Annotated in this window: 22 protein-coding genes; 17 read left to right on the top strand and 5 right to left on the bottom strand. The window is 41.0% G+C overall.

From position 1 onward, the window contains the following. Positions 1-8: 8 nt before the first annotated feature. Together H5183_RS01540 and H5183_RS01535 are read right to left on the bottom strand one after the other, a co-directional pair. The gene (locus tag H5183_RS01540; RefSeq protein ID WP_182730730.1) at positions 9-797 is read right to left on the bottom strand and encodes an amidohydrolase; all 789 of its coding nucleotides are present in this window, start codon (positions 795-797) and stop codon (positions 9-11) included. Next, on the bottom strand, positions 785-1,927 hold the full coding sequence (locus H5183_RS01535; RefSeq protein ID WP_145240033.1) for a methionine aminotransferase: 1,143 nt from the start codon (positions 1,925-1,927) through the stop codon (positions 785-787). Before H5183_RS01535 ends, H5183_RS01540 begins: the two co-directional genes overlap by 13 nt. A 90-nt stretch (positions 1,928-2,017) precedes the next feature. Between H5183_RS01535 and H5183_RS01530 the strand changes: the two genes are divergently transcribed. Genes H5183_RS01530 through H5183_RS01515 form a run of 4 tightly spaced genes read left to right on the top strand, consistent with a single transcriptional unit; the run spans position 2,018 to position 4,220 of the window. Continuing rightward, positions 2,018-2,635 (top strand): methylthioribulose 1-phosphate dehydratase, encoded by a 618-nt coding sequence (locus H5183_RS01530; RefSeq protein WP_182730729.1) that lies wholly within the window; start codon positions 2,018-2,020, stop codon positions 2,633-2,635. Continuing rightward, the gene (mtnC, locus tag H5183_RS01525) at positions 2,632-3,318 is read left to right on the top strand and encodes an acireductone synthase (protein WP_145240037.1); all 687 of its coding nucleotides are present in this window, start codon (positions 2,632-2,634) and stop codon (positions 3,316-3,318) included. The genes H5183_RS01530 and mtnC overlap by 4 nt, the downstream gene beginning before the upstream one ends. Next, positions 3,315-3,857, top strand: a complete 543-nt coding sequence (locus H5183_RS01520) for an acireductone dioxygenase (protein ID WP_145240039.1) — start codon at positions 3,315-3,317, stop codon at positions 3,855-3,857. The genes mtnC and H5183_RS01520 overlap by 4 nt, the downstream gene beginning before the upstream one ends. 24 nt (positions 3,858-3,881) lie before the next feature. Beyond that, on the top strand, positions 3,882-4,220 hold the full coding sequence (locus tag H5183_RS01515) for a gamma-glutamylcyclotransferase family protein (protein WP_182730728.1): 339 nt from the start codon (positions 3,882-3,884) through the stop codon (positions 4,218-4,220). Here H5183_RS01515 and mtnA read toward each other — a convergent pair. Then, positions 4,217-5,242, bottom strand: a complete 1,026-nt coding sequence (mtnA, locus tag H5183_RS01510) for an S-methyl-5-thioribose-1-phosphate isomerase (protein WP_145240043.1) — start codon at positions 5,240-5,242, stop codon at positions 4,217-4,219. The two genes, H5183_RS01515 and mtnA, sit on opposite strands and share 4 nt — an antisense overlap. Positions 5,243-5,374: 132 nt before the next feature. Here mtnA and mtnK point away from each other — a divergent pair, with 132 nt between their 5' ends. Next, positions 5,375-6,592, top strand: a complete 1,218-nt coding sequence (gene mtnK / locus H5183_RS01505) for an S-methyl-5-thioribose kinase (RefSeq protein WP_145240045.1) — start codon at positions 5,375-5,377, stop codon at positions 6,590-6,592. Between the two features lie 89 nt (positions 6,593-6,681). Here mtnK and H5183_RS01500 read toward each other — a convergent pair whose 3' ends face one another. Further along, entirely contained in the window at positions 6,682-8,163 is a 1,482-nt protein-coding gene (locus tag H5183_RS01500; protein ID WP_145240047.1) for an FMN-binding glutamate synthase family protein, read from the bottom strand. A 130-nt stretch (positions 8,164-8,293) separates the two neighbouring features. Further along, entirely contained in the window at positions 8,294-10,069 is a 1,776-nt protein-coding gene (locus H5183_RS01495; protein WP_182730727.1) for a DUF885 family protein, read from the bottom strand. 356 nt (positions 10,070-10,425) lie between these two features. On the opposite strand from H5183_RS01495, the gene H5183_RS01490 reads away from it, so the two are divergent. The 12 genes from H5183_RS01490 to H5183_RS01435 all read left to right on the top strand — a co-directional run bounded on the left by H5183_RS01490 (position 10,426) and on the right by H5183_RS01435 (position 23,045). After that, positions 10,426-11,412 carry a diguanylate cyclase domain-containing protein gene (locus H5183_RS01490; protein ID WP_145240114.1) on the top strand — a complete coding sequence of 329 codons (987 nt, stop codon included), beginning with the start codon at positions 10,426-10,428 and terminating at the stop codon, positions 11,410-11,412. Between the two features lie 108 nt (positions 11,413-11,520). Further along, the gene (gene ubiE, locus H5183_RS01485) at positions 11,521-12,276 is read left to right on the top strand and encodes a bifunctional demethylmenaquinone methyltransferase/2-methoxy-6-polyprenyl-1,4-benzoquinol methylase UbiE (protein ID WP_145240051.1); all 756 of its coding nucleotides are present in this window, start codon (positions 11,521-11,523) and stop codon (positions 12,274-12,276) included. 40 nt (positions 12,277-12,316) lie between these two features. Next, entirely contained in the window at positions 12,317-12,922 is a 606-nt protein-coding gene (locus H5183_RS01480; protein WP_145240053.1) for an SCP2 domain-containing protein, read from the top strand. Between the two features lie 17 nt (positions 12,923-12,939). Then, entirely contained in the window at positions 12,940-14,544 is a 1,605-nt protein-coding gene (ubiB, locus tag H5183_RS01475; RefSeq protein ID WP_145240055.1) for a ubiquinone biosynthesis regulatory protein kinase UbiB, read from the top strand. 80 nt (positions 14,545-14,624) lie between these two features. After that, positions 14,625-14,864, top strand: a complete 240-nt coding sequence (gene tatA, locus H5183_RS01470; RefSeq protein WP_064666784.1) for a Sec-independent protein translocase subunit TatA — start codon at positions 14,625-14,627, stop codon at positions 14,862-14,864. Positions 14,865-14,869: 5 nt separating this feature from the next. Then, positions 14,870-15,202 carry a Sec-independent protein translocase protein TatB gene (gene tatB / locus H5183_RS01465; RefSeq protein WP_145240057.1) on the top strand — a complete coding sequence of 111 codons (333 nt, stop codon included), beginning with the start codon at positions 14,870-14,872 and terminating at the stop codon, positions 15,200-15,202. Positions 15,203-15,249: 47 nt separating this feature from the next. Further along, entirely contained in the window at positions 15,250-15,993 is a 744-nt protein-coding gene (tatC, locus tag H5183_RS01460; RefSeq protein WP_145240059.1) for a twin-arginine translocase subunit TatC, read from the top strand. Then, entirely contained in the window at positions 15,994-16,512 is a 519-nt protein-coding gene (locus H5183_RS01455; RefSeq protein ID WP_145240061.1) for a hypothetical protein, read from the top strand. Continuing rightward, the gene (locus tag H5183_RS01450) at positions 16,512-17,294 is read left to right on the top strand and encodes a TatD family hydrolase (RefSeq protein WP_145240063.1); all 783 of its coding nucleotides are present in this window, start codon (positions 16,512-16,514) and stop codon (positions 17,292-17,294) included. The genes H5183_RS01455 and H5183_RS01450 overlap by 1 nt, the downstream gene beginning before the upstream one ends. A 2-nt stretch (positions 17,295-17,296) precedes the next feature. Next, positions 17,297-19,147, top strand: coding sequence for a diguanylate cyclase (locus H5183_RS01445; protein WP_182730726.1), 1,851 nt, complete (start codon positions 17,297-17,299; stop codon positions 19,145-19,147). 9 nt (positions 19,148-19,156) lie between these two features. Beyond that, positions 19,157-20,164, top strand: coding sequence for a porphobilinogen synthase (gene hemB / locus H5183_RS01440; protein WP_145240066.1), 1,008 nt, complete (start codon positions 19,157-19,159; stop codon positions 20,162-20,164). 142 nt (positions 20,165-20,306) lie between these two features. Further along, positions 20,307-23,045 (top strand): ExeM/NucH family extracellular endonuclease, encoded by a 2,739-nt coding sequence (locus H5183_RS01435; RefSeq protein ID WP_145240068.1) that lies wholly within the window; start codon positions 20,307-20,309, stop codon positions 23,043-23,045. The last annotated feature ends 1 nt before the right edge of the window (position 23,046 follow it).

Genomic DNA, 23,046 nt, shown 5'->3' with positions numbered 1-23,046 from the left:
TCTTTATCTTAATAACCCAAACTAAACCCATCGGCATCTAAATGCGCCGGGAAACTTTGCTTAAAGAGCTCAAGCGGCTGTTTGCCCAAAGTGATAATAACAACATCAGCTTTGTTATCAGTAGCGGCTGCTAACGTATCACCTTTAAAGTCATATACAGCTGTGCCACCATTGTGTGCGACGCCGTTGCCATCATCACCTATACGGTTAACCCCAATCACATAACACTGGTTTTCCATCGCCCGCGCCATTAGTAAGGTGTCCCATACTTTGCGCCTTGCAGCAGGCCAGTTGGCGACATTAACCATCACATCGTAGTCATTGCGATTGCGCTGAAAGACCGGAAAACGTAAGTCGTAACAAACTTGCGGTAGAATTCTAAAGCCATTAAGGGTGAACACTTCACGTTGCTGCCCTGCGGTTACAAAATCGCCCTCTTTGCCCAAACAAAATAAATGCCGTTTGTCGTAATATTTCACTTCGCCATTGGGCCATGCCCAATAAAAGCGATTCGCTTTTTTATCGCCTTGAGTTACCAATACCGAGCCTGCAATTACCGCATTGCTTGATTTTGCCGACGCGATCATCCAATCAAGCACTTTGCCTTGCTTTAACTGATGATCCGGCTCTGCGCAATCAAGGTTAATAGCAAAGCCGGTGGCAAAGGTTTCTGGCAATAAAATAAGCTCTACTGATTTATCTATATCAGCTATTTTATTGCCAAAGTGTGCCAAGTTGGCGTCTTTATCTAACCAATTAAGCGATGTTTGTATCAGTGCTATAGTTAAAGTTGACATAAAATCTCCGCGGCTTGTAATAGCGTGGCGTCATTTTTGGCAAAGCATAAGCGAATAACTTTATCGTTGCTTGGTTGCTGATAAAACACGCTTAGTGGAATGGCTGCAACGCCTGCTTGTTCTACTAACCACTGGCAAAATTCTACGTCATTTAAATCCGATACATCGCTGTAATCAAGCAGTAAAAAGTAGGTGCCTTCACTTGGTAAAATGGTAAAGCGGCTATCTTTTAGTGCTTTACTAAGTACATCACGCTTTTGTTGATAAAACTCACTGAGCTCATCCACATGCTCACCTTGCTGTTCTAACATATCGGCTAATGCATGTTGTGCCGGCGTAAAGCTTGAAAAAGTCACATATTGGTGAATTTTACGAAACTCGACCGCAAGTGCAGCGGGTGCGATGCAGTAACCCATTTTCCAGCCTGTGCTATGAAAAGTCTTGCCAAAGCTTGAGATCACAAAGCTGCGAGCAAACAATTCGTTATCACGCAGCACACTTAAATGCGGTTGCTGATCAAAAGTAATATGCTCGTATACTTCATCACTTATCAGGTATAAGTCATGCTTAATTACTAAGGCTTTTAGAGCATTAATATCGTGCTGTTTTAACGTTTTACCACTTGGGTTATGTGGGGTGTTGATTATAATAGCCCGCGTTTTGCTATTGATAGCCGCAGCCACCGTTTGCCAGTCAATTGCATAACTCGGAGCATGCAGAGCAATATTGACTGACTTACCACCGGCCAATTCAATCGCTGGCTGGTATGAATCATAAGCGGGGTCAAACACAATGACTTCATCACCTTCGCGCACCAGCGCCTGAATGGCAACAAACAAGGCCTCGGTCGCGCCAGAGGTTACCGTTACTTGCTGCGCGGCATCTATTTCAGCTGCATATTTTCGTTTTGCTAACTGGGCAATTTGTTGCTGCAGGCGCGGCACACCAGATGAAGGTGAATATTGATTAACTCCTTCAAGCACATAATGATTAAGCTGTTTTTTAAGTAGCTCAGGCGCATCAAACTCAGGAAACCCCTGCGATAAATTAATCGCTTCGAATTGATTTGCTAAAGCAGTCATTTGACTAAAAATACTGGTGCCTAAATTTGGCAATTTACTTTCAAACACTGGTTACCCTTAATGATGGTTTTGCGCCCAAAGCGATGCTATCATTGCTGTTAACAGATGTATAGCCGTCTAAAAAAGTATGAGGAATGTATGCATAACAATACCGCTATTTCAGAACTTATAGAAGTAGGAAAGTGGATCAGTCAACGTGGTTGGGTGCCAGCTACGGGTGGTAATTTTTCAGCGCGAACTAACACCGGTTTTGTGGTTACTGCCAGCGGTTTTGACAAAGGTCAATTAGGGTCGCATACCTTTATTGAACTGGATCATGTCGGTAATCGTAGCGCTAGCGCCGCCAAACCCTCAGCTGAAACCGAATTGCATTTGTGCATGTATAAACTTATTCCTGCTGCTAATTATGTATTGCACACTCATTCGGTTGCTGCGACGGTATTATCTCGGGTTATTAAAGGTCACAGCCTAGACTTACACGGCTACGAAATGCAAAAGTCACTAACCGGCATTACTTCACATTTAGACACCTTGAGTATTCCAATCTTTGATAACGACCAAGATATTGATCGCTTGAGTTTATTAGTGAGCGATCACCACTTACACACGCCTATTGAGCACGGCGTGCTTATTCGCGGCCACGGTTTGTATGTAGTGGGTCGCACTATTGGTGAAGTACGCCGTCAATTAGAAGGCCTTGAGTTTTTATTTGCATGTGAGATAGAACGCTTAAAATTAGTAGGATTAGAATCATGATCAAAGCACTGCTGACCGATATTGAAGGCACTATTACCCGTATTTCGTTTGTTAAAGACGTACTATTTCCATATGCCGCAAAGCAGCTCCCCGAATTTGTAAAAACTCATCAAGAGCAAAGCGCTGTAGCTGAACAAATTTATGCCGTAAAAGCGGTTATTGAACAGCCAGATGCCAGTATTGATGTCGTAATTAACACTTTACTTGAATGGATCCGTGACGATAAAAAAATCACTCCATTAAAACAGTTACAAGGTTTGATTTGGCAAACTGGCTATGAAAATGGCGATTTTACCGGCCATTTATACCCAGATGCCTACCACTTTTTAGTTGCACAGCAACAAGCCGGCCAGCAGTTGTATGTGTATTCATCAGGGTCAGTAAAAGCACAGCATTTAATTTTTAACTACTCTGACTTTGGTGATATTCGCTCCTTATTTACTGATTATTTTGATACTCAAGTCGGCGCTAAACAAGAGCAACGTTCATATCACAATATTATTGAGCAACTACCTTTTGCCGCTAATGAAGTGTTATTTTTAAGTGATGTGGCAGCCGAGCTTGATGCCGCCAAAGCCGCAGGTTTAAAAACCTTGCACCTGATCCGTGATGGTCAAGCAAGCTCGCCTGCGCATAACTATATTAACGATTTTAGCCAATTCACTGTGGAGCATTTAGCATGAGCCAACTGACTATTTTTGCTGACTGTAACGGCAATAATGCTTTATTAAACACTCAAGATACAGCACAAATTGCCACCGAGCTTAATAAAGTAAATGTACGATTTGAGCAGTGGCAAGCAACAAAAATGATTACTGCTGATACTAGCCATGAAGCTATTATTTCCGCCTATAACGCTGATATTGAAAGCTTAAAGCAACAAGGTGGTTATCAAACTGTAGATGTTATTTCGCTGGCAAAAGGCAATCCGAACGCTGCAGAATTACGTGCTAAGTTTTTATTTGAGCACACCCATAGTGAAGACGAAGTACGCTTTTTTGTAAAAGGCCAAGGATTATTTTGCCTGCATATTAACGACAAGGTTTACCAAGTACTTTGCAAGCAGGGTGATTTAATTTCAGTACCAGAGCTTACTCCCCATTGGTTTGATATGGGCAGCGATCCTGAATTTACTGCGATCCGTTTATTCAATAATACCGAAGGCTGGGTGGCACAAAGCACCGAATCTGAGATTGCTAAGCAGTTTCCTTTATTGGACTAGATATCTGTTAATAATGGAGTTTAAATGGAAAAGTTGTTTTCATACGGCACACTGCAATTAGAGCAAGTACAGCTTGATACCTTTGGCCGCTTGCTCGAAGGCCAAGCCGATACACTACAAGGTTACGTAGTAGGCGAAGTTGAGATCACCGACGCCGCCGTGCACAAAAGCAGCGGCCAGCGTTTTCATCCAGCATTAATTAAAACAGGCCTGCCAACAGATACAGTAACTGGCACTATTTTTACTATCACCTTAGAGGAACTTGCTAACGCGGATAGCTACGAAGTTAATGACTACATCCGTATTGAAGAGTCATTTAGCAGCGGCATTAATACATGGGTGTATGTGGCAAAAGGCTGTTAAACCAGCCTTTTTAATTCACCAACTAAAACTTGTTGTTGGTCATAAACGCCAGTATCGAGTACCCAGCCGGTAATAAGCTTAGCGGGGGTTACATCAAATGCGGGATTATATACGTTAGCATTTGTAGGTGCCCATAGCGCTTCACCAAAGCTTCCGCTTACACCGCGCACTTCTGCGCTGTTACGTTGTTCTATTTCAATGTCTGCACCGCATGCTGTGTTTACATCGAGGGTTGTTAGCGGCGCTACTACATAAAATGGGATGTCATGAAAATGCGCCAGTACTGCTAAGTTATAAGTGCCTACTTTATTAGCAAAGTCACCATTTGCAGCAATACGATCTGCACCGACAAAAATTTTATCAACCTTGCCAGCAGCCATTAAACTCGCTGCCATATTATCGCAAATTAAGGTGTAAGGTACTTGCCAGCGCTCAAGTTCAAACGCGGTTAAACGCCCGCCTTGCAATAATGGCCGCGTTTCATCCACCCATACATGAATATCGCCATGACGTTGCTGCGCTTTATAAATAACACCAAGAGCAGTACCAATACCTGCGGTTGCTAAGGCACCAGTATTACAATGTGTGAGAATATTATCGCCGCTGCTAACCAATGCAGCACCATGATTTGCCATGCTTTCACACAAGGCGATATCTTCATTAAACAATGTTACAGCAGCGCTTACAATTGCCGTTACATAATCATCTTGTTGTAATGCAATACGTAACTTTGCCATACAATGCATTAAATTAACCGCAGTTGGCCGAGTGGCTTCTAAATCATCAATCGCCTGCGCTAATGCTACTTTAGCTGTGCCTTGCTCTGCCAAATGGGCAACTAGCAAACTTGCTCCTAAACCAATCAGCGGTGCGCCGCGTATTTTTAAGCTTAGAATTAAATCCCTCATACTGGCTACATCATCACATTCGTGCCATACCTGCTGATGCGGCAGTAGGTATTGGTCTAACACGCTTAGTGTATTGTTTTGATATTTTAAACTGCTCGCTATGAGGTCTTGCATGATTGATCCTGAATAATCGTTAGGCTGAGGTTATTTTACAGTAGTTTTTAAAACGCACAACCCAGAAGTGTAGACATCTAAACGGTTGAAGGTATAGAATGCTATTGTTTATCATTTTCTGAGAGTACGCCGATGGCCGAATACGTTGCCTTTAATGCACAGCATGCGATTGATTATATTAAAAATCTTGTAACTAAAGATGGGTATGATTTGTTTGATCCTGACCAAACGTTATCGGCGTATGAGTTTGGAGATGGCAATTTAAATCTCGTTTTTAGAATAAGCGACGAGCAAAGTAATAGCGTTATTTTAAAGCAAGCCTTGCCTTATGCACGCTGTGTGGGTGAATCATGGCCATTAACGCTTGACCGAGCACGCATTGAAGCTGAGGTTTTACTCAATCACGGCGCATTAAGCCCTGACTACACAGCAAAAGTATTGCATCATAATCCAGAGCAAGCACTGACCATTTTAGAAGATCTTGGTCACTTACAAATTTTGCGTAGCGCACAAATAAACGCAGAGCAATTTCCGCTATTAGGTCAACATGTGGCTCACTACTTAAGCCATACTGGTTTTTATAACTCAGACTTTTACCTAACCGCGCAAGATAAAAAAGCCAAAGTCAGTCAGTTTACTAATCCAGAGTTGTGCCAAATTACTGAAGATTTGTTTTTCAACGATATCTTGCGTGAACATGAGCGTAATAACTACCCAAGCGAGTTGCAAAGTACAGTCAATAAACTACAAAATAACACCGCATTACATTTAGCGATCGCAAAACTAAAAGCTAAGTTTTTATCATGCCCGCAGACGCTATTACATGGTGATATGCATAGCGGCAGTATTTTTGTCGATCAAAAAACCACTAAGATGATCGACCCTGAATTTGGCTTTTTTGGCCCAGTTGGCTTTGATATCGGCTCATTTATCGGCAATTTATTATTAAACTACTGCGCGCAAAATGCTCGTATTAGTGAATTTGTTACACGCCGTAACTATCACACCCATTTACTGACTTGCCTGCAAGAGAGTTATTCTTTGTTTGAACAACAGTGGCTGACATTTATTGCAGAGCAAACCACAGATAACAATTTAAAAGCCGCTGGTTATGGCGAGTATTTTATGCAACAAGTATTACAAGACGCGATTGGTTACTGTGGGACAGAACTGATACGCCGCACTATCGGCTTAGCACACGTTGCTGACATTGATGGCATTGAAGATGCGCAGGCGCGTTTAGACGTACAACGCCACACTTTAGCGCTGGGTGAGCAGTTAGTACTCAACGCCCACACTTGCAATAACAAAGAAGAGTTTTTCTCTTTATTGATAAGCCAACTAAATTAAATTTATAAAAATAGCAAAAGGCACTTTATTTAGTGCCTTTTATCAACCTATTTGGGCGGGACCTAGCTTCTATTACCTAGTCTTTTAAATTACTGGTAATTTTCATACATTTTATCAAGCGGCTCTGATAAACCATTTTCTTGCACAACGCGCACATGCTGGCGGCCAAGTTCACGGGCACTAAATACCCCGCATGAGTGAGCAATTAAACCCGCACCATAATGAATGTACTTATTGTAGTTTGCTACGCGCTGCGCTTTATCGGCGACATCTAAGCCACGTTGCAACCGCTCGTTGTGTGTGGTTATCCCTGTTGGGCAAGTGTCTTTATTACATTGCAGCGCTTGAATACAACCCAAAGCAAACATATGACCACGTGCCGATACAACAAAGTCTGCGCCCAGCGCGAGCGCCCATGCAACCTTAGACGGCACAATCAGTTTGCCTGACGCAATAACTTTAATTCGCTCTCGCAGGCCATGCTTTTCGAGCATATTAACAACCAAAGGTAAACTTTCTTTCAGTGGTAAACCCACCGAATCCATCAGCGGTTGTGGTGCAGCACCGGTACCGCCATCAGCACTATCGATAGTAATAAAATCGGGCGCAGATTCAATACCACGATGATTGATCTCAGCAAACAAGGTTTCCAGCCATGCATAAGCGCCAATAACCGCTTTAAAGCCGGTTGGCTTGCCAGTCGTTTCGCGCACCGAGGCAATCATATCAAGTAAATCTGCAGGGTTTTTAACTTCAGGATGACCATTTGGGCTAATTGAATCGTGACCTTCTGGGATACCACGAATAGCCGCAATTTCAGCAGTCACTTTTTTGCCTGGCAACATACCGCCTTTACCAGGCTTCGCACCTTGGCTCATTTTAATTTCAAACATTTTTACTTGTTCATGCGCAGCTATTTGCTTGAGCTTCTCATGACTTAATTTACCTTGTTCATCGCGCACACCATATTTAGCTGTGCCAATTTGAAACACAATGTCGGCACCTCCTTCTAAGTGATAAGGGCTTAAACCACCTTCACCAGTGTTCATCCAACAACCAGCGAGTTTGGCACCTTGCGATAACGCACGTACAGCAGGTTTTGATAACGCACCAAAACTCATACCTGAAATATTGAATAGCGATTTAGTAATATAAGGATTTCGACAATGCGGCCCTAACGTAACTGCACTAGGTTCAAGCGCTTCTTCGTCCAAGGTAGGAAACGCGCAGTTCATAAACATCACGGTCCCGGTAACTTCTAGGCTCTGAGTTGAGCCAAAGGCGGTGGTACGATCAACATTTTTAGCCGCTTTATAAACCCAACTACGATCGGCGCGATTAAATGGCATTTCTTCGCGATCCATAGCGAAAAAGTATTGACGAAAAAACTCACCTTGGCGCTCAAAAAAGTATCTAAACCGACCTATTACCGGATAATTACGTCTAATCGCTTGTTTAGATTGAGTTACATCACTGATATAAAAATAAATAACAACTAAAACTAAACACCCAAATACCACTATAAATAAGCTGGCAAACACATCAATGCTAAAAACTATTAAATTACTCATGCAGCGCCCCTTGCTGGTTGTTTTTCCAGCTTTGAGAATATAAGCAGAACAAGTTTCAAGCAAATGTTTTGTAAGGAAAGCTCGGTTACACGCTAATCAGCACGAACCGAGATAAATTGAACGTTGTAATTTAGCCGCGCTTTTCTAGCTCGGTTTCAATATATTGATGGATTTGATCTTCTAATACTGACATTGGCACAGAACCGTGGCGAAGTATTTGATGGTGAAACTCACGTACATCAAAGTCTTGCCCTAATGCTTGCTCGGTTTCTTTACGTAAGCGCTTAATAGTCAGCTCACCAATTTTGTATGATAGTGCTTGTGCTGGCCATGAAATATAACGATCAGTTTCGGTTTTCACGTTATGTAGTGACAATGCCGTATTTTCACTCATAAACTTCATCGCGCGATCTCGGCTCCAGCCATACATATGCATGCCAGTATCAACCACTAAACGAGCTGCTCGCCACATTTCATAAGTTAAACGGCCAAAGTTACTGTATGGGTCTTGGTAAAAACCCGCTTCAATTCCTAAATACTCAGAATATAACCCCCACCCTTCACCAAATGCCGATAAGTATGCATTCTGACGATAGCTTGGTAAGTTTTCTAATTCAGCATTAAGGGAGATCTGTAAATGATGCCCTGGTACAGCCTCATGAAAAGTGAGAGCTTCTAATACGTATAAAGGGCGCTTATCAAGTGCATAAGTGTTTACCCAGTAATAACCCGCTTGATCATCACGACTCGAACCAGAATAACGGCCAGTCGTGTACTTAGGCGCTATGCTTGCTGGCACCGGCGCAACACCATAAGGCATGCGTGGTAAGGTATGAAATAGCTTAGGTAATTGTGCATCCATCTTTTTAGCTATGTACGATGCTTCTTTTAATAACTCTTCCGGTGTTTTAGCATAAAATTGCGGATCAGTACGTAAAAAGTGCACAAATTCAGCAAACGTGCCTTTAAAACCAACTTGCTCAATAATCTTATCCATTTCAGCACGAATACGTGCCACTTCTTTTAACCCCAGTTCATGGATTTCTTTTGGCGTCATATCTGTGGTGGTATAATACTTGGCGCGATTGGCATAAAACGCAGCACCATTAGGTGTTGCAGAGATACCAATTTCAGTACGCGCACCTGGCTGATACTCTTCATTAAAAAATGTTAAATAATCTTGATAAGCAGTAATCACTTGCTCTTTAATAATTTTCTTTGCTTGTTGTTGTAAAGCAAAAAACTCACCATCACTCAAACCAGCGGTATTATTTAAAAATGGTTTATAAAACTCAGACTCAGTAGCGTCATCAACAATATATGCACTGATAGAGTCTTGATAACCCACAAGCACCGCTTTCGGTTGCGTTAAACCAACTTCTAAACCTTTGCGCATCCAGCTGATGTTTTGCTGAAAAAATCGAGGAACTTGCTGCAAACGTTGCAAATAAAGCTGGTAATCAGCTAATTTTTTATAATCTGAACTCGACACCATAAAAGATAAACTAGAGTGAAAGCCATATTCAGAAGTAAGCGGCATGTAGTGGCTGTTAAATACATATTCATCGATACTATTTTGTACTTGTCCACGAATTATAGTGAGATTAATACGGTTTTCATCACTGAGTTTATCTTTATCTATTGCATCTAACTGCGCTAATAATTCAGTGTTATGTTGATATTTCTTTTCAAGAAACTCAGCAGATAAATTAGTTAACAAATAACCATCAACACCCTCGGGGTTGCTATACGTGCTAATACTTTTACGATAATCAACAATTGATTGCGCAACTTGCGTAAATTGTTGATCGCTATCTACGGTGGTCATTTGGCAAGCACTTAATGTACATGCCAAGGCGATGCTTAACAGAGAATGACGCATAACCGATGAAGGTGATTTTTTCATAATAATAGGGATCTGCTACTGAAAACGTGAGGGTTAACCTAACCTAGACTGCTACAATAACCAAAAAAATGCGACCAAGGGCAATAAATACAAGGTTAAATTAACCGCGACTATTGACTAGTAGTTAATCAGCACTTTTTATTGCTTAATAAGATTGTCGAGAAAACCAGCTATTGAGCGATAAAAATAGAAATTTCGCTATCAAATTACATATTTTTGCTTTTAAATATCCCCGATACAGATTAATGTAAGGCAATCCCATACGCTAGGATTGCGTCAAGACCTCACGGAGAGAGTTATTTAATTTCGCTGTTACGTGTATTTAATTGGTGTATACAATGATGTTCCATGATTCCATGGCTATTGCTCAAGAAAAAATGACCAAGGTATGTATCTTTTTAGAACATCATATATTACCACCGACTCCTCTTAATTATCACGTTGTCTACACCTACGTTAGCCAAGTTAATTCTGATTTAAATACCACTATCGATCGTGCAATTGCCCAAGGCCAAGAAATTGACTGTGTTTATGTAGAACAACTTTATTTCGATTACATGGATCAAGCCCATAAAGCTGAAACCAATATGGTTCGTAATGTTGATGGTATTATTAATTCATTATCACGTAGCGCGCACTCAACCGAAAAAGATATTATCCGCTTTGCAAGTCAAGTCAGCGACTGTGTACATTCTTTAGATGAAAATAATATTGCCCAAACTCGCCTCGCACTTGAGACATTAAATAAGCAAACTGCTCACTTGCTCACTCAACATAAACAATTTAAACAAGAGCTGATCAAAGCAAAGCGACGACAAGAAAAAACTCAACAACAACTCGTACAATTACGCAAACAACACATCACCGATCAACAAACAGGCCTTTTTAAACGTCATTATTTAAACCAGCAAACACAATTATGGTTAGACCAAAAAAAATCTGTGTGCGCGATTGCCATTCAAATAGATAACCTAGATCACTTTATTGATAACTACGGCGATATCATTGGTGAAGTAATTTTAAGCAAGGTAGCTAAACAAATTCAAAAATATGTATTTGAAAGTGGCCTACCAGGGCGAACAGGCAAAGATGCTTTTACTGTATTACTGGCTGATATCGACCCTGAAACTGCGAATGTAATTGCTGAAAAAGTCCGTAATGGAGTCGAAAAATTACGTTTCGTTAGTTCTAAAAACGGTATTAAACTTCCAGCAATCAACCTTTCATTAGGGATTGCCAAGCACTTAGACGAAAAAGATTTTAATAATCTTGCCCGTAAAGCCTCCAATGCAGCACATAAAGCCAGATCGCTTGGCCAAAGCAGCTTTATTGCCGGACAGTGAGCCGTAACTCATAAAGCTTGATCCACAAGCAATTTTCCCCAGATTCAAATTGCACCATGGCGTAACAATCAAGTACACTAGTCTTTATTACCACGATAGAGATTAATCATGAACGAGAATCCTGAAAAGACCACGCATTTTGGTTATAAAACCGTTGCCGAAACCGAAAAAGCTTCTATGGTTGCCGATGTATTTCATTCCGTTGCTACTAAATATGACGTAATGAATGATCTCATGTCGTTTGGTATTCATCGTTTATGGAAACGTCAAACCATTGCTAGTTCAGGTGTGCGTAAAGGCCATCATGTGCTGGATTTAGCCGGTGGCACCGGCGACTTAACGGCAAAGTTTAGTCAACTAGTTGGTGATACTGGGCAAGTAGTATTAGGTGATATTAACTCATCAATGCTTAAAGTGGGGCGCGAAAAGCTACATAACCTAGGTCTTGTCGGTAATATTGACTACGTACAAATGAATGCTGAAGCACTGCCTTTCCCTGATAATAGTTTTGATTTAATTACCATTGCCTTTGGTTTACGTAATGTTACAGATCAAAATAAAGCACTTCGCTCGATGTACCGAATCTTAAAGCCTGGTGGTCGTCTGCTGGTATTGGAGTTCTCCAAACCAGAGCATCAAGTATTAAGTAAAGCCTATGATTTTTACTCATTTAACTTACTACCTAAAATGGGTGAGTTAGTTGCTAACGACGGTGAATCATACAAATATTTAGCTGAATCAATTCGTATGCACCCAGATCAAGAAACACTAAAAGCAATGATGAACGAGGCTGGATTTGAGCAAACCACCTATCAAAATCTCACCGGTGGTATTGTAGCATTACATCGTGGCTTTAAATATTAAGCGTCACACCAGCTAGTAAAGTTTATTGCTAAGGTATTGTATGTTAAATAATTTCATGGTCGCACTCGTCGAAAGGGTTTTAAATACGGCGCTTAAACTCGATCCCACTCTTAGCGATAGACTGTCGTCAATATCCCAACAACGTTTATTAATTGATATACGCGATTGGCAACAGCAGTTTTTAGTGGTGTTTACTGGCCAACAACTGCATTTATACAACACTACCGAAACGCAATATGACTGCATGATAAGCGCCGATATTAATACTTTAATGGCACTTAAAAACCCTGCAATGCTGACTCAGTTAATCCGCCAAGATAAACTCGATTTGCAAGGTGATCTAAATATTGCACAAGGGTTTAGTAATGCTTTCGCTGCGCTTAATATCGATTGGCCTGAACACTTATCTGATTATCTTGGTGACGCAGCGGCACAGCAACTATGGCAGTTAGTTAAACAAACTCAACAGCAAAGTCAAAAAGCCAACAAGAAACTCTCTACAACGCTAACTACTTTATGCCAAGACGAGCTCAAAGTGACCATTCATCCTTTAGAGCTTGAGCAATTTAAGCAACACACGCGTCAACTCAAAGCACATGTTGCGCAACTTGAGTTACGTATCAACCAACTACTTCAAGCAAAATGAATCAGTAAGGATTATCTGTGTCAGCTGCTCGGCTTTATAACATCACAAAAACCCTCCTTAGCTATGGTTTGGATGAACTGATCCCATCACAAAAAATACCTTGGTATGGCAAAGTTGGCCGTGCATGTCTATTTTGGCTAACCAATAAGCACCCAGAAAAACCAGCAGGGTTAAGACTGCGTTTAGCATTACAACAATTGGGGCCAGTATGGATCAAATTTGGCCAAATGTTATCTACTCGGCGCGATTTATTACCACTAGATATCGCTTTAGAGCTAGCCTTGCTGCAAGATCAAGTACAGCCATTTGATGGTGTGTTAGCACAACAACTAATTGAAAATGCACTCGAAATCGATGATATCAGTGAATACTTTAGTGATTTTGAGCAAACCCCTTTAGCTTCAGCATCCATTGCCCAAGTACATACAGCCACTTTAGTGGATGAGCATAATCAACCACAAAAGGTGGTTATCAAAGTCATTCGCCCTGATATCAGAGAACAAATTGACGCTGATTTAGCATTAATGGAACAATTTTCTAAAATAGTGGCCAAGTTAATCAATGAAGCGAAAAGGTTACGCCCTGTTGAAGTAGTCAAAGAGTATAAGAAAACCTTACTTGATGAACTTGATCTGATGCGTGAAGGCGCAAACGCCATTCAATTAAAGCGTAATTTTGAAGGTTCTGATTCGCTTTATATTCCCTATGTTTACAGTGACTATAGTCGCGTAAATGTACTAGTCATGGAGCGAATTTACGGCATTCCAGTGTCTGATACTGAGGCATTAGTTGCGCAAAACACCAATATGAAACTACTGGCTGAACGCGGTGTGGAGGTGTTTTTCACCCAAGTGTTCCGTGATAGTTTTTTTCATGCTGATATGCACCCTGGTAATGTATTTGTATCCTATGAAAGCCCTGAAAACCCCAAATTTATCGGTATCGATTGTGGCATCGTGGGCACGCTAAACAAAGAAGACAAACGTTACTTAGCCGAAAACTTTATTGCCTTTTTTAATCGCGATTATCGTCAAGTCGCACAATTACATGTCGATTCTGGCTGGGTACCTAAAGACACCAGCGTGGAAGAATTTGAGTTTGCCATTCGCACTGTCTGCGAGCCGATTTTTAATAAGCCATTAGCAGAGATTTCATTTGGCCATGTCTTAGTTAATCTATTTAATACCGCTCGTCGCTTTAATATGCAAGTTCAACCCCAATTAGTTCTACTACAAAAAACCTTGTTGTATGTTGAAGGCCTTGGGCGTCAGCTATATCCGCAACTAGATTTATGGAAAACAGCTAAACCCTTTTTAGAAGACTGGGTAAAGCAACAGGTTGGTCCTTGGTCGGTATTTAAACAGGTATACGCAAATTTGCCATTTTGGGCAGAAAAAATGCCCGAGTTACCTGATTTGATCTATCACAACTTAAAACAACAGCGCAACAGTCCTGCACCACTGCCACAGCCATCGCACAAGCCATTATTACTTGGTCTTTTTGCTGGCTCAGCAATGATAGTATCAGGGTTATGTTATTTGCAGCATGACCTTGTCGCTGCAGGTATTGCTGCGATATGCTCTTTAAGCGGCTTTATACTTGCTTGGCGCAGCGCTGCATAAACTAAGTGCTATTTAGTGCTCGGTGAGTATAATCAGTACAATAATTTTAATTCACAGTATTTAATTAAGTGGAGAACATCATGGGTTTTGGCGGCATTAGTATTTGGCAATTGTTAATTGTTTTGGCAATCATAGTGTTACTTTTTGGTACGAAAAAATTGCGTGGTATTGGCGGTGATTTAGGTAACGCTGTAAAAGGGTTTAAAAAAGCAGTCTCTGAAGATGAGCAAAATAAACCAGCAGAACCAATTGAACAAGCAAATAACCCAATACAAAACAAAGAGTCTGTTGATAAAAGTAAAGAAGACCATAAGGCTTAATTAGCATGGGTATGTGGGAACTTGTTGTGGTGTTAATCGTCGGCTTAGTGGTACTTGGCCCTGAGCGGTTGCCAGTTGCTATTCGTACTGTTAGCCGTTGGATAAAAACTATAAAATCGCTGGCTAATTCGGTTAAGGCTGAAGTTAATGAAGAATTAAGAGTGCATGAGTTACACCAAAATTTAAAAAAAGCCGAACAACAAGGCATGCAGGACTTAAGTCCTGCAATAAAAGATTCAGTCAGCGAATTGCAAAAGGCTGCGGACTCGGTCACCCATAGTTATAAAAGAAATCCTCCTGAGCAAGCAGATAAAGTGAATGTTGATGAACAAAAATGAAATTATTTTTGTTAGCTATGGTCTATATATCGGTAACGAGTTAAATTATGACTGAACAAGTTAAATCAGGCTTTGTAAGTCATTTAATTGAATTGCGAAATAGGCTCATGAAAGCCTTATTAGCCATATTAGTATTTTTTATTGCGCTGGTTTACTTTGCAAACGATATTTACGGTTTTGTAGCGGCTCCATTAGTTGCGCACTTACCAAGTACAGCAACCATGATCGCTACAGATGTAACTGCACCGTTTTTTGCGCCGTTTAAGTTAACCTTATTTGTCGCTTTATTTGCAGCGTTTCCGTTAATTTTACACCAAATCTGGGGCTTTATTGCGCCAGGGTTATACCAACATGAAAAACGTATGTTAATGCCTGTTTTGGCATCAAGCATTATTCTTTTTTATAGTGGTATCGCATTTTGTTACTTTGTAGTGCTGCCCATTATTCTTGGCTTTTTTACTAGCGTTGGTCCAGAAATGATGACCTTGGCACCAGACATTAGTAGCTACTTAAGTTTTGCATTGAAGCTCTTTTTTGCCTTTGGGGTCGCTTTTGAGATTCCGGTAGCTATTATGCTGTTATGTTTTAGTGGCGCTACCACAACACAAAGTTTAAAAGAGAAACGCCCTTATATTGTAGTCGGGGTTTTTGTTGTAGCAATGTTTTTAACGCCACCTGATGTGCTATCACAATCTTTATTAGCATTTCCAATGCTGCTGTTATTTGAATTGGGTTTAATCTTAGCATCCTTTTATAAGGCTAAACCTCAACAAGATGAATCAGAGGAATAAATGAAAAAACAACTTTTACCAATACTTGCCTTGTTAAGCATTCCAACTGTTCATGCCAATGAAGTTAACTTACAAGCTTTACAAGCCTGTACATTTATTGAAAATGACTTCAATCGCTTGCTTTGTTACGACAATACCATGGCAGGCAAGTCATTAACTAAACCAGAAACAACAAAAACCTTAACTCCACCTGCAAGTTCAGTCACCGCAACAGCGGATGTAGCTGTTGCTAGTAAGCAAATAGTTAAAGTTAAAAATGAAGATTTTGGCTTAGAGCATAAAGAACTAGTAAAAGAAAACGACAATGAAATTACTGCCGTCGTGACTAACGTAAAAGAAGCACCTTACGGTGAGTTAATAATTAGTTTAAATAACGGCCAACAATGGCGCCAAATTGGCTCAGATAGCTTGCGTATCGACCAAGATGATACTGTAATTATTGAGCGCGGTATGTTCAACTCATTTTTATTGAAAAAAGCAGGTCAGAATCGCTCAATCCGCGTTAAGCGCACTAATTAATGACCACATCACTTATTGATGCTGGCGTAAATCTTACCAATCATCAATTTGATGCTCAACATTCGGCTATCATTACTCGTGCAAAAGCGCAAAATGTTAGCCAGATGCTGTTAATTGGTTGCGATATAAACTCCAGCCAGCAAGCTCTTCACTTAGCACAACAGTACCACCTACTTGCTACCGCCGGTGTTCACCCCCATGACGCAAAATCAGCCGATGAAAAACTAGAAATACAATTGTGCGCTCTTGCTGCAAATCCTGAGATTGTAGCAATTGGTGAATGCGGGTTAGATTACAACCGCGACTTTTCGCCTCGTGAAACTCAACGTTCTGTGTTACACCGACAACTCGCTTTAGCGGTAGAGTTAAATCTTCCGGTATATTTACATGAGCGAGATGCGAGCGAAGATATGCTGGCGATACTGCAACAGTATTCGGTGCGAGGAGTATTACATTGTTTTACCGGTGATCAACACGCCTTAGAGCAATACTTATCACTCGGTTTATACATTGGTATTACTGGTTGGGTCTGTGACGAACGTCGTGGTAAATCACTACAACAACTGGTGCCTATGCTGCCATTAGAGCGTCTATTAATTGAAACAGATGCGCCGTTTTTGATCCCACGCTCGTTAACTCCAAAACCAAAATCGCATCGCAATGAACCAAGCTATTTACCACATATATGCCAAACAATTGCGTCCTTAAAAGGTCTAGAGTTTGCAACTGTTGCAAAGCAAACTACACTTAACTTCCAACAGTTATTCAACCACAAGGGCTGATAATGAAGCGTGTTTGGTTGCTGCTTTATAGCTTTGTACTTATTTCATTCTCAGCCAATGCAACGCAGATCACCTTAGATAAGCATTTTGAACATATATTAAATATTCCTTTTGAATATTCTCAACAACCTTTAACAATAGAGCAAGCTAAGCTAGCCCCTACTCAGCAATGGCAACAACTTCCTGAGCAATCGCTCAATTTAGGACTAACCAATCAAGCCGTGTGGCTGCGCCTACAACTGGTCAACGCTGAGGATTCAGATCTACAAATTTTACTGTCCATTGATAATCCGTTATTAGATAAAGTGGCTGTATACCATTACTTTAAGCAAAACAGATTATTGTTTAAAGAAATTGGTGATGCATTACCACTCAATAACCGACAAATTAAAACAGAATCATTATTAGTAAAGCTAACACTCCCCCCGAAAAGTAACTCAACATTACTACTTCATATTAAAAGTCTAGATGGTGTTAGAGTGCCGTTAAGTCTTTGGCAATATGATGAATATTTAAAATATAAAAGTAAGTTTAATTTAATGTATGGCTTGCTAGTCGGGTTTATTTTATCTTTAGCGATCACTTGCTTGGTTATGTTTGGTTTTTCACGAAAGCGCTACTTTGCACTCTGTGGCACTATTTTAATGGCTTTATGGTTATTACTGATTTACTTATATGGCTTTGGCTATCGCTATTTTCACCCGTCTTTGCCTAGTCTGCAGCAGCTTGCAGTTCCAAGCATGTTGATATTAACCACTTGCTTATTCAAACTATTATTTGAACAATTACGACTGTCCACGAAAATGTGGCTGCAACCCTTACATAGATTGAGTAACTGGTTACTTTTTATCAGCCTATTTTTTATTTGGTTATTACCAACAAATATCATGCTTTATTACAGTCTACTCTTGCCCGCGCTAGTGATGTTATTACACATAGCGGCGTTAGGGATCGATATTAAGCAACAGCGAACACAGCCACTATGTGCGCTGCTATGTGGAGCGTTGATGTTTTTTTCCGCACAGCTTTACATGATTATTGTTGTGTTTAATTTCTATGATTTTAATGCGCGTGGTTTACCGTTTGTATTTTTTAGCTTTTTAATCTGCTCACTCAGTTTAAGCTTTGCTACCATCAAACACTTTTTAATCGAACGCGATGCCCAAGTTACTGCACAGCAGAGTAAAATAGCCCAAAGTGAAGCACAAGATGCCATCTTACAAGAACGTTTAGAGCTGCAAGAACAAGCTAGGTTAGATTTAGAAGCAAATATAGAAGAGCGAACGTTTGAACTTCAGGTCACTCTGCGTGAGCTTGAAGAAAAGAATCGCGCACTTGAACAAATCAATATGGAAGATCCATTAACACAAATAAAAAATCGCCGCTATTTCGATAAAAAGCTAGTAATGGACTTGCGTCGCTCTCGTCGGGAGCAAACATCTTTAAGCGTGATAATGCTCGACATAGACCACTTTAAGAGCATTAACGACACCTATGGGCACTTAATTGGCGACCAAACTATTCGTGCTGTGGCTGACATTATAAAAAGCCATTTAAAACGCCCACTTGACGAAGTAGCCCGTTATGGTGGCGAAGAGTTTGTTATCTTACTCCCCAATACCGCCCTCGGTGGTGCTGTAGAAATAGCGGAGCAAATCCGCCAAGCAATCATGGATGCGACAATTACAGTAGCAAACAATGAGATAAAGTTTACTATTAGTGCTGGTGTATATAGCGCCATCGCTGAAGACATTCACAATCCGGGATTATTCACCGACTGCGCCGACAAAGCACTTTATCATGCCAAGCAAAGTGGGCGTAATCGTGTAGTTAGTTTTCCAATTTTAGACTAGGAGCAAATAATGGCCCAATCAGGTCTCGACCTTTTCCCTTATACTCGCATGCGCAGAATGCGCCGCAATGATTTCTCTCGCCGCTTGATGGCTGAAAATCAACTCAGTGTGAATGACTTAATTTACCCAGTATTTGTGCTTGAAGGTAACAATCGCCGAGAAGCCATTGCATCGATGCCAGGCATAGAGCGCTTATCGATTGACTTACTGCTGATTGAAGCAAAAGAGTTGGTTGAATTAGGTATTCCTGCAATCGCTATTTTTCCGGTCACCCCTGCGGACAAAAAATCATTGCTTGCTGAAGAAGCTTACAATGATGATGCACTGGCACAACGCACTGTACGCGCACTCAAAGAAGCCTATCCAGAATTAGGGGTAATCACCGATGTAGCACTTGATCCCTTTACAGTGCATGGGCAAGACGGAATTATCGACGATGATGGCTATGTAATTAACGACATCACGACAGAAATATTAGTTAAACAAGCGATATCTCATGCACAAGCGGGTGCAGATATTGTTGCCCCTTCAGATATGATGGATGGCCGCATTGGCGCGATCCGTGAAGCGCTAGAGGCCGAAGGCCATATTCATACACGCATTATGGCTTATTCAGCTAAATATGCCTCAAGTTACTATGGACCATTTCGTGATGCAGTCGGTTCGGCTGGTAACTTAAAAGGTGCGGACAAAAAAACCTACCAAATGGACCCAGCTAATTCCGATGAAGCCATTCGTGAAGTAGCGCTGGATTTACAAGAAGGTGCTGACATGGTGATGGTGAAACCCGGTATGCCTTATTTAGATATCGTACGCCGAGTTAAAGATGAATTTGGTGTGCCGACGTTTGCTTATCAAGTGAGTGGCGAGTACGCGATGCATAAAGCGGCGATTGATAATGGCTGGCTTGCTGAAGAAGCCACAATTATGGAGTCCTTGCTTGCTTTCAAACGTGCTGGCGCTGACGGTATTCTTACCTATTTTGCAAAGCAGGCTGCACAACTGCTAAAAAGGTAAGCCTTATACATTTTTAATTTAGAAAAGGGCGATTCTGCGCCCTTTTTATTTCCATATTATTAACATTTTGTATTTTCTTTGTCATAAATTTTCCTTAAACTGTTTGTCCCACTCGGGACACAATACACGGGAAAAAATAATAATGTTTAAAACAAAAATAACGCCATTGGCGCTTGTAATTGCAAGCCTCAGTGCACCAGCTTCTGCTAATTTAATAATTTCAGAATATGTTGAAGGTGGTAGTAACAATAAAGCAATTGAGCTTTTTAATACCTCTGGCGAAACACTATCGCTTGATGGCTATAACATCTCACTTTTCGCCAATGGCAATGGCGACCTGACAGCTCCAAATAATACACTTGCTCTATCCGGTAGCTTAGCCGCCAATGGCACCTATGTAATCGTAAATGCAGGCTCTGTAGACGAGCTTAAAGCTAAAGCTGATATTGAAGCAACCGTTACTTATTTCAATGGTGATGATGCATTGGTACTTACGAAAGACGGCACTATTGTTGATAGCTTTGGTCAGTTAGGCGTTGACCCTGGTAGCGAATGGTCAGCCGGAGGTGTTAGCACCAAGGACAAAAGCTTACGTCGCAAGCTAAGTATTACTGCAGGTCGCAGCGATGCTACTGCGTCATTTGATCCAAGTGAACAATGGCTACAATTTGATAAAGATGACTTTTCAGGGCTCGGTTTTCATGGTGAGAGTACTGAGCCAACCCCAGATCCAGAACCAGTTATTCCATTAGAATGCGGCGCAGCTAAAACACTTATCAGCGCAGTACAAGGTGAAGGTGGTGATAGCCCTCTGTTAAACACAGAAATTGAGCTGGAAGGCGTAGTAACTGCTGATTTTCAAGGTAGTGAGCAATTAAGTGGCTTCTTTATTACATCACTTGATGCAGATATTGATACAAACCCACTTACTTCTGAAGGTATCTTTGTTTATTTTGCTAATACCGATGTCAATGTTGGTGATCACGTGCGAGTTAAAGGCAGTGTCGCAGAATACTTTAATGCCACCCAAATTGGTGATGTTAGTCAAGTGGAAGTATGTGCTACAGGCTTAACGCCAACAGCAACAAGTATCACTCTCCCTGTTAATAATGTAACCGATTTAGAAGCTTATGAAGGCATGCTGGTTTCACTAGAACAACCGCTGGTTGTTAGCAACAACTATGGTTTAGGCCGTTATGGTGAAGTAGGTCTTGCCACAGAACGCTTATATCAAGGTACACAAATAGCCCTTCCTGGTGATGCTGCTAACGCTGTTGAAGCCGAAAACATAAAAAAACAAATCTTACTTGATGATGGTTCAACGAAGCAAAACCTTGACCCAGTTTCTTACCCTGGTACTGGCTTAGACGCTTATAACACATTACGTTTAGGTGATTCTGTAAACGCAATCACTGGTGTAATGGGTTACAGCTTTGATCGCTATCGTATTCACCCAACAGTACAACCAACTTTTGTTGCAACTAACCCACGTACAAATGCGCCAGAACTGCACGCTGATGCAGATATTCGAATTGCAAGTTTTAATGTCCTTAACTACTTTAATGGTGATGGTCAAGGTGCTGGTTTCCCAACCAGTCGTGGCGCTGATAGTGAAGCTGAATTTATTCGCCAACAAGCGAAAATTGTCAGTGCACTTGTTGCTATAGAAGCTGATGTTATCGGCTTAATGGAAATCGAAAACGATGGTTTCGGTGCAAATAGCGCTATTGCTAGTCTAGTTAATGCGTTAAACGATGAAGATAGCAATAATGAATACGCCTTTGTTAATTTTAACGTAGATAAAATTGGTACTGATGAAATTACCACCGCACTTATCTACCGTGCAAATAAAGTCGCACAAGTTGGCACCGCAGCTATCACAACCCAATATCCATTTGACTATAGTAACCGTACACCTATCGCACAAAGCTTCAAATCACTTGAATCAGAAGAAGTATTTACTGTTGCTGTAGCACATTTAAAATCCAAAGGTAGCTGTGGCAGTGCCGATGGCAACAATGCCGATTTAGGTGATGGGCAAGCATGTTGGAATGAGATCCGCGTTGCTGGTGCTAATGGCTTTGCAGACTGGCTTGATAGCAAGCCAACAGGCATAGACGATGAGGACATCATATTAGTAGGTGATATGAATGCCTATGCGATGGAAGATCCAATACGTGCATTTGCAGACAAAGGATTTAAAAATGTCGTTGCAGAATTAGATGGTAACACTCTTGGCTATTCATATAGTTTTTCTGGACGTATGGGCAGCCTAGATCATGCAGTTGCCAGCCCAAGCTTACTCGCGAAGGTTGTTGCAGCGACAGATTGGCATATCAATGCTGATGAGCCGATCAGTCTGGATTATAACGTAGAGTTTAAATCTGATTCTCAAGTTGCTAGCTTGTATTCAGAGAGTGCTTATCGTGCCTCTGATCATGATCCTGTAATTATTGATATTCAATCTGCCCCTGCTGTAGAGCCAATTCCTGAGCCTCAAGCTCCAGTTCTAGAGCCTGAGCAGAGTTTTAGCATCAGTGAAAATAGTCCAATTGGCACTGTCATTGGTCAATTGAGTTTTAGTGATGCCGATGCACAGTACACACCCGTTATTGGCTTCATTGTATCTGGCCACGATGCAGTAACTATAAATGAGCAAGGGCAACTAATCGTTGCTGGTGATTTAGACTATGAGTTTGAAAGAAAAATCACATTAATGGTACAAGCAAAAGACAGTGCTGGTAATTTATCAAATGCGCAGCTCGTTTACATTAATATCGCTAATGATGAGACTGATGACGAAGACGATGACTCAGGTTCATTATTTTGGTTAACGTTACTGGCGTTACCACTAACATTCCTACGCCGTAAAAAAGCGTAGC

Source organism: Pseudoalteromonas sp. SR44-8 (assembly GCF_014163635.1).
Lineage (GTDB): Bacteria > Pseudomonadota > Gammaproteobacteria > Enterobacterales > Alteromonadaceae > Pseudoalteromonas > Pseudoalteromonas rhizosphaerae.
The sequence above is the reverse complement of the archived record's forward strand: the minus strand, read 5'-3'. Positions and strand labels throughout refer to the sequence as shown.

What these genes read in the sequence shown, in the direction of transcription:
- H5183_RS01540 (WP_182730730.1), bottom strand. Translation starts at nt 797, where the DNA reads ATGTCAACTTTAACTATAGCACTGATACAAACATCGCTTAATTGGTTA.
- H5183_RS01530 (WP_182730729.1), top strand. Translation starts at nt 2,018, where the DNA reads ATGCATAACAATACCGCTATTTCAGAACTTATAGAAGTAGGAAAGTGG.
- mtnC (WP_145240037.1), top strand. Translation starts at nt 2,632, where the DNA reads ATGATCAAAGCACTGCTGACCGATATTGAAGGCACTATTACCCGTATT.
- H5183_RS01520 (WP_145240039.1), top strand. Translation starts at nt 3,315, where the DNA reads ATGAGCCAACTGACTATTTTTGCTGACTGTAACGGCAATAATGCTTTA.
- H5183_RS01515 (WP_182730728.1), top strand. Translation starts at nt 3,882, where the DNA reads ATGGAAAAGTTGTTTTCATACGGCACACTGCAATTAGAGCAAGTACAG.
- mtnA (WP_145240043.1), bottom strand. Translation starts at nt 5,242, where the DNA reads ATGCAAGACCTCATAGCGAGCAGTTTAAAATATCAAAACAATACACTA.
- mtnK (WP_145240045.1), top strand. Translation starts at nt 5,375, where the DNA reads ATGGCCGAATACGTTGCCTTTAATGCACAGCATGCGATTGATTATATT.
- H5183_RS01500 (WP_145240047.1), bottom strand. Translation starts at nt 8,163, where the DNA reads ATGAGTAATTTAATAGTTTTTAGCATTGATGTGTTTGCCAGCTTATTT.
- H5183_RS01495 (WP_182730727.1), bottom strand. Translation starts at nt 10,069, where the DNA reads ATGAAAAAATCACCTTCATCGGTTATGCGTCATTCTCTGTTAAGCATC.
- H5183_RS01490 (WP_145240114.1), top strand. Translation starts at nt 10,426, where the DNA reads ATGGCTATTGCTCAAGAAAAAATGACCAAGGTATGTATCTTTTTAGAA.
- ubiE (WP_145240051.1), top strand. Translation starts at nt 11,521, where the DNA reads ATGAACGAGAATCCTGAAAAGACCACGCATTTTGGTTATAAAACCGTT.
- H5183_RS01480 (WP_145240053.1), top strand. Translation starts at nt 12,317, where the DNA reads ATGTTAAATAATTTCATGGTCGCACTCGTCGAAAGGGTTTTAAATACG.
- tatA (WP_064666784.1), top strand. Translation starts at nt 14,625, where the DNA reads ATGGGTTTTGGCGGCATTAGTATTTGGCAATTGTTAATTGTTTTGGCA.
- tatB (WP_145240057.1), top strand. Translation starts at nt 14,870, where the DNA reads ATGGGTATGTGGGAACTTGTTGTGGTGTTAATCGTCGGCTTAGTGGTA.
- tatC (WP_145240059.1), top strand. Translation starts at nt 15,250, where the DNA reads ATGACTGAACAAGTTAAATCAGGCTTTGTAAGTCATTTAATTGAATTG.
- H5183_RS01455 (WP_145240061.1), top strand. Translation starts at nt 15,994, where the DNA reads ATGAAAAAACAACTTTTACCAATACTTGCCTTGTTAAGCATTCCAACT.
- H5183_RS01450 (WP_145240063.1), top strand. Translation starts at nt 16,512, where the DNA reads ATGACCACATCACTTATTGATGCTGGCGTAAATCTTACCAATCATCAA.
- H5183_RS01445 (WP_182730726.1), top strand. Translation starts at nt 17,297, where the DNA reads ATGAAGCGTGTTTGGTTGCTGCTTTATAGCTTTGTACTTATTTCATTC.
- hemB (WP_145240066.1), top strand. Translation starts at nt 19,157, where the DNA reads ATGGCCCAATCAGGTCTCGACCTTTTCCCTTATACTCGCATGCGCAGA.
- H5183_RS01435 (WP_145240068.1), top strand. Translation starts at nt 20,307, where the DNA reads ATGTTTAAAACAAAAATAACGCCATTGGCGCTTGTAATTGCAAGCCTC.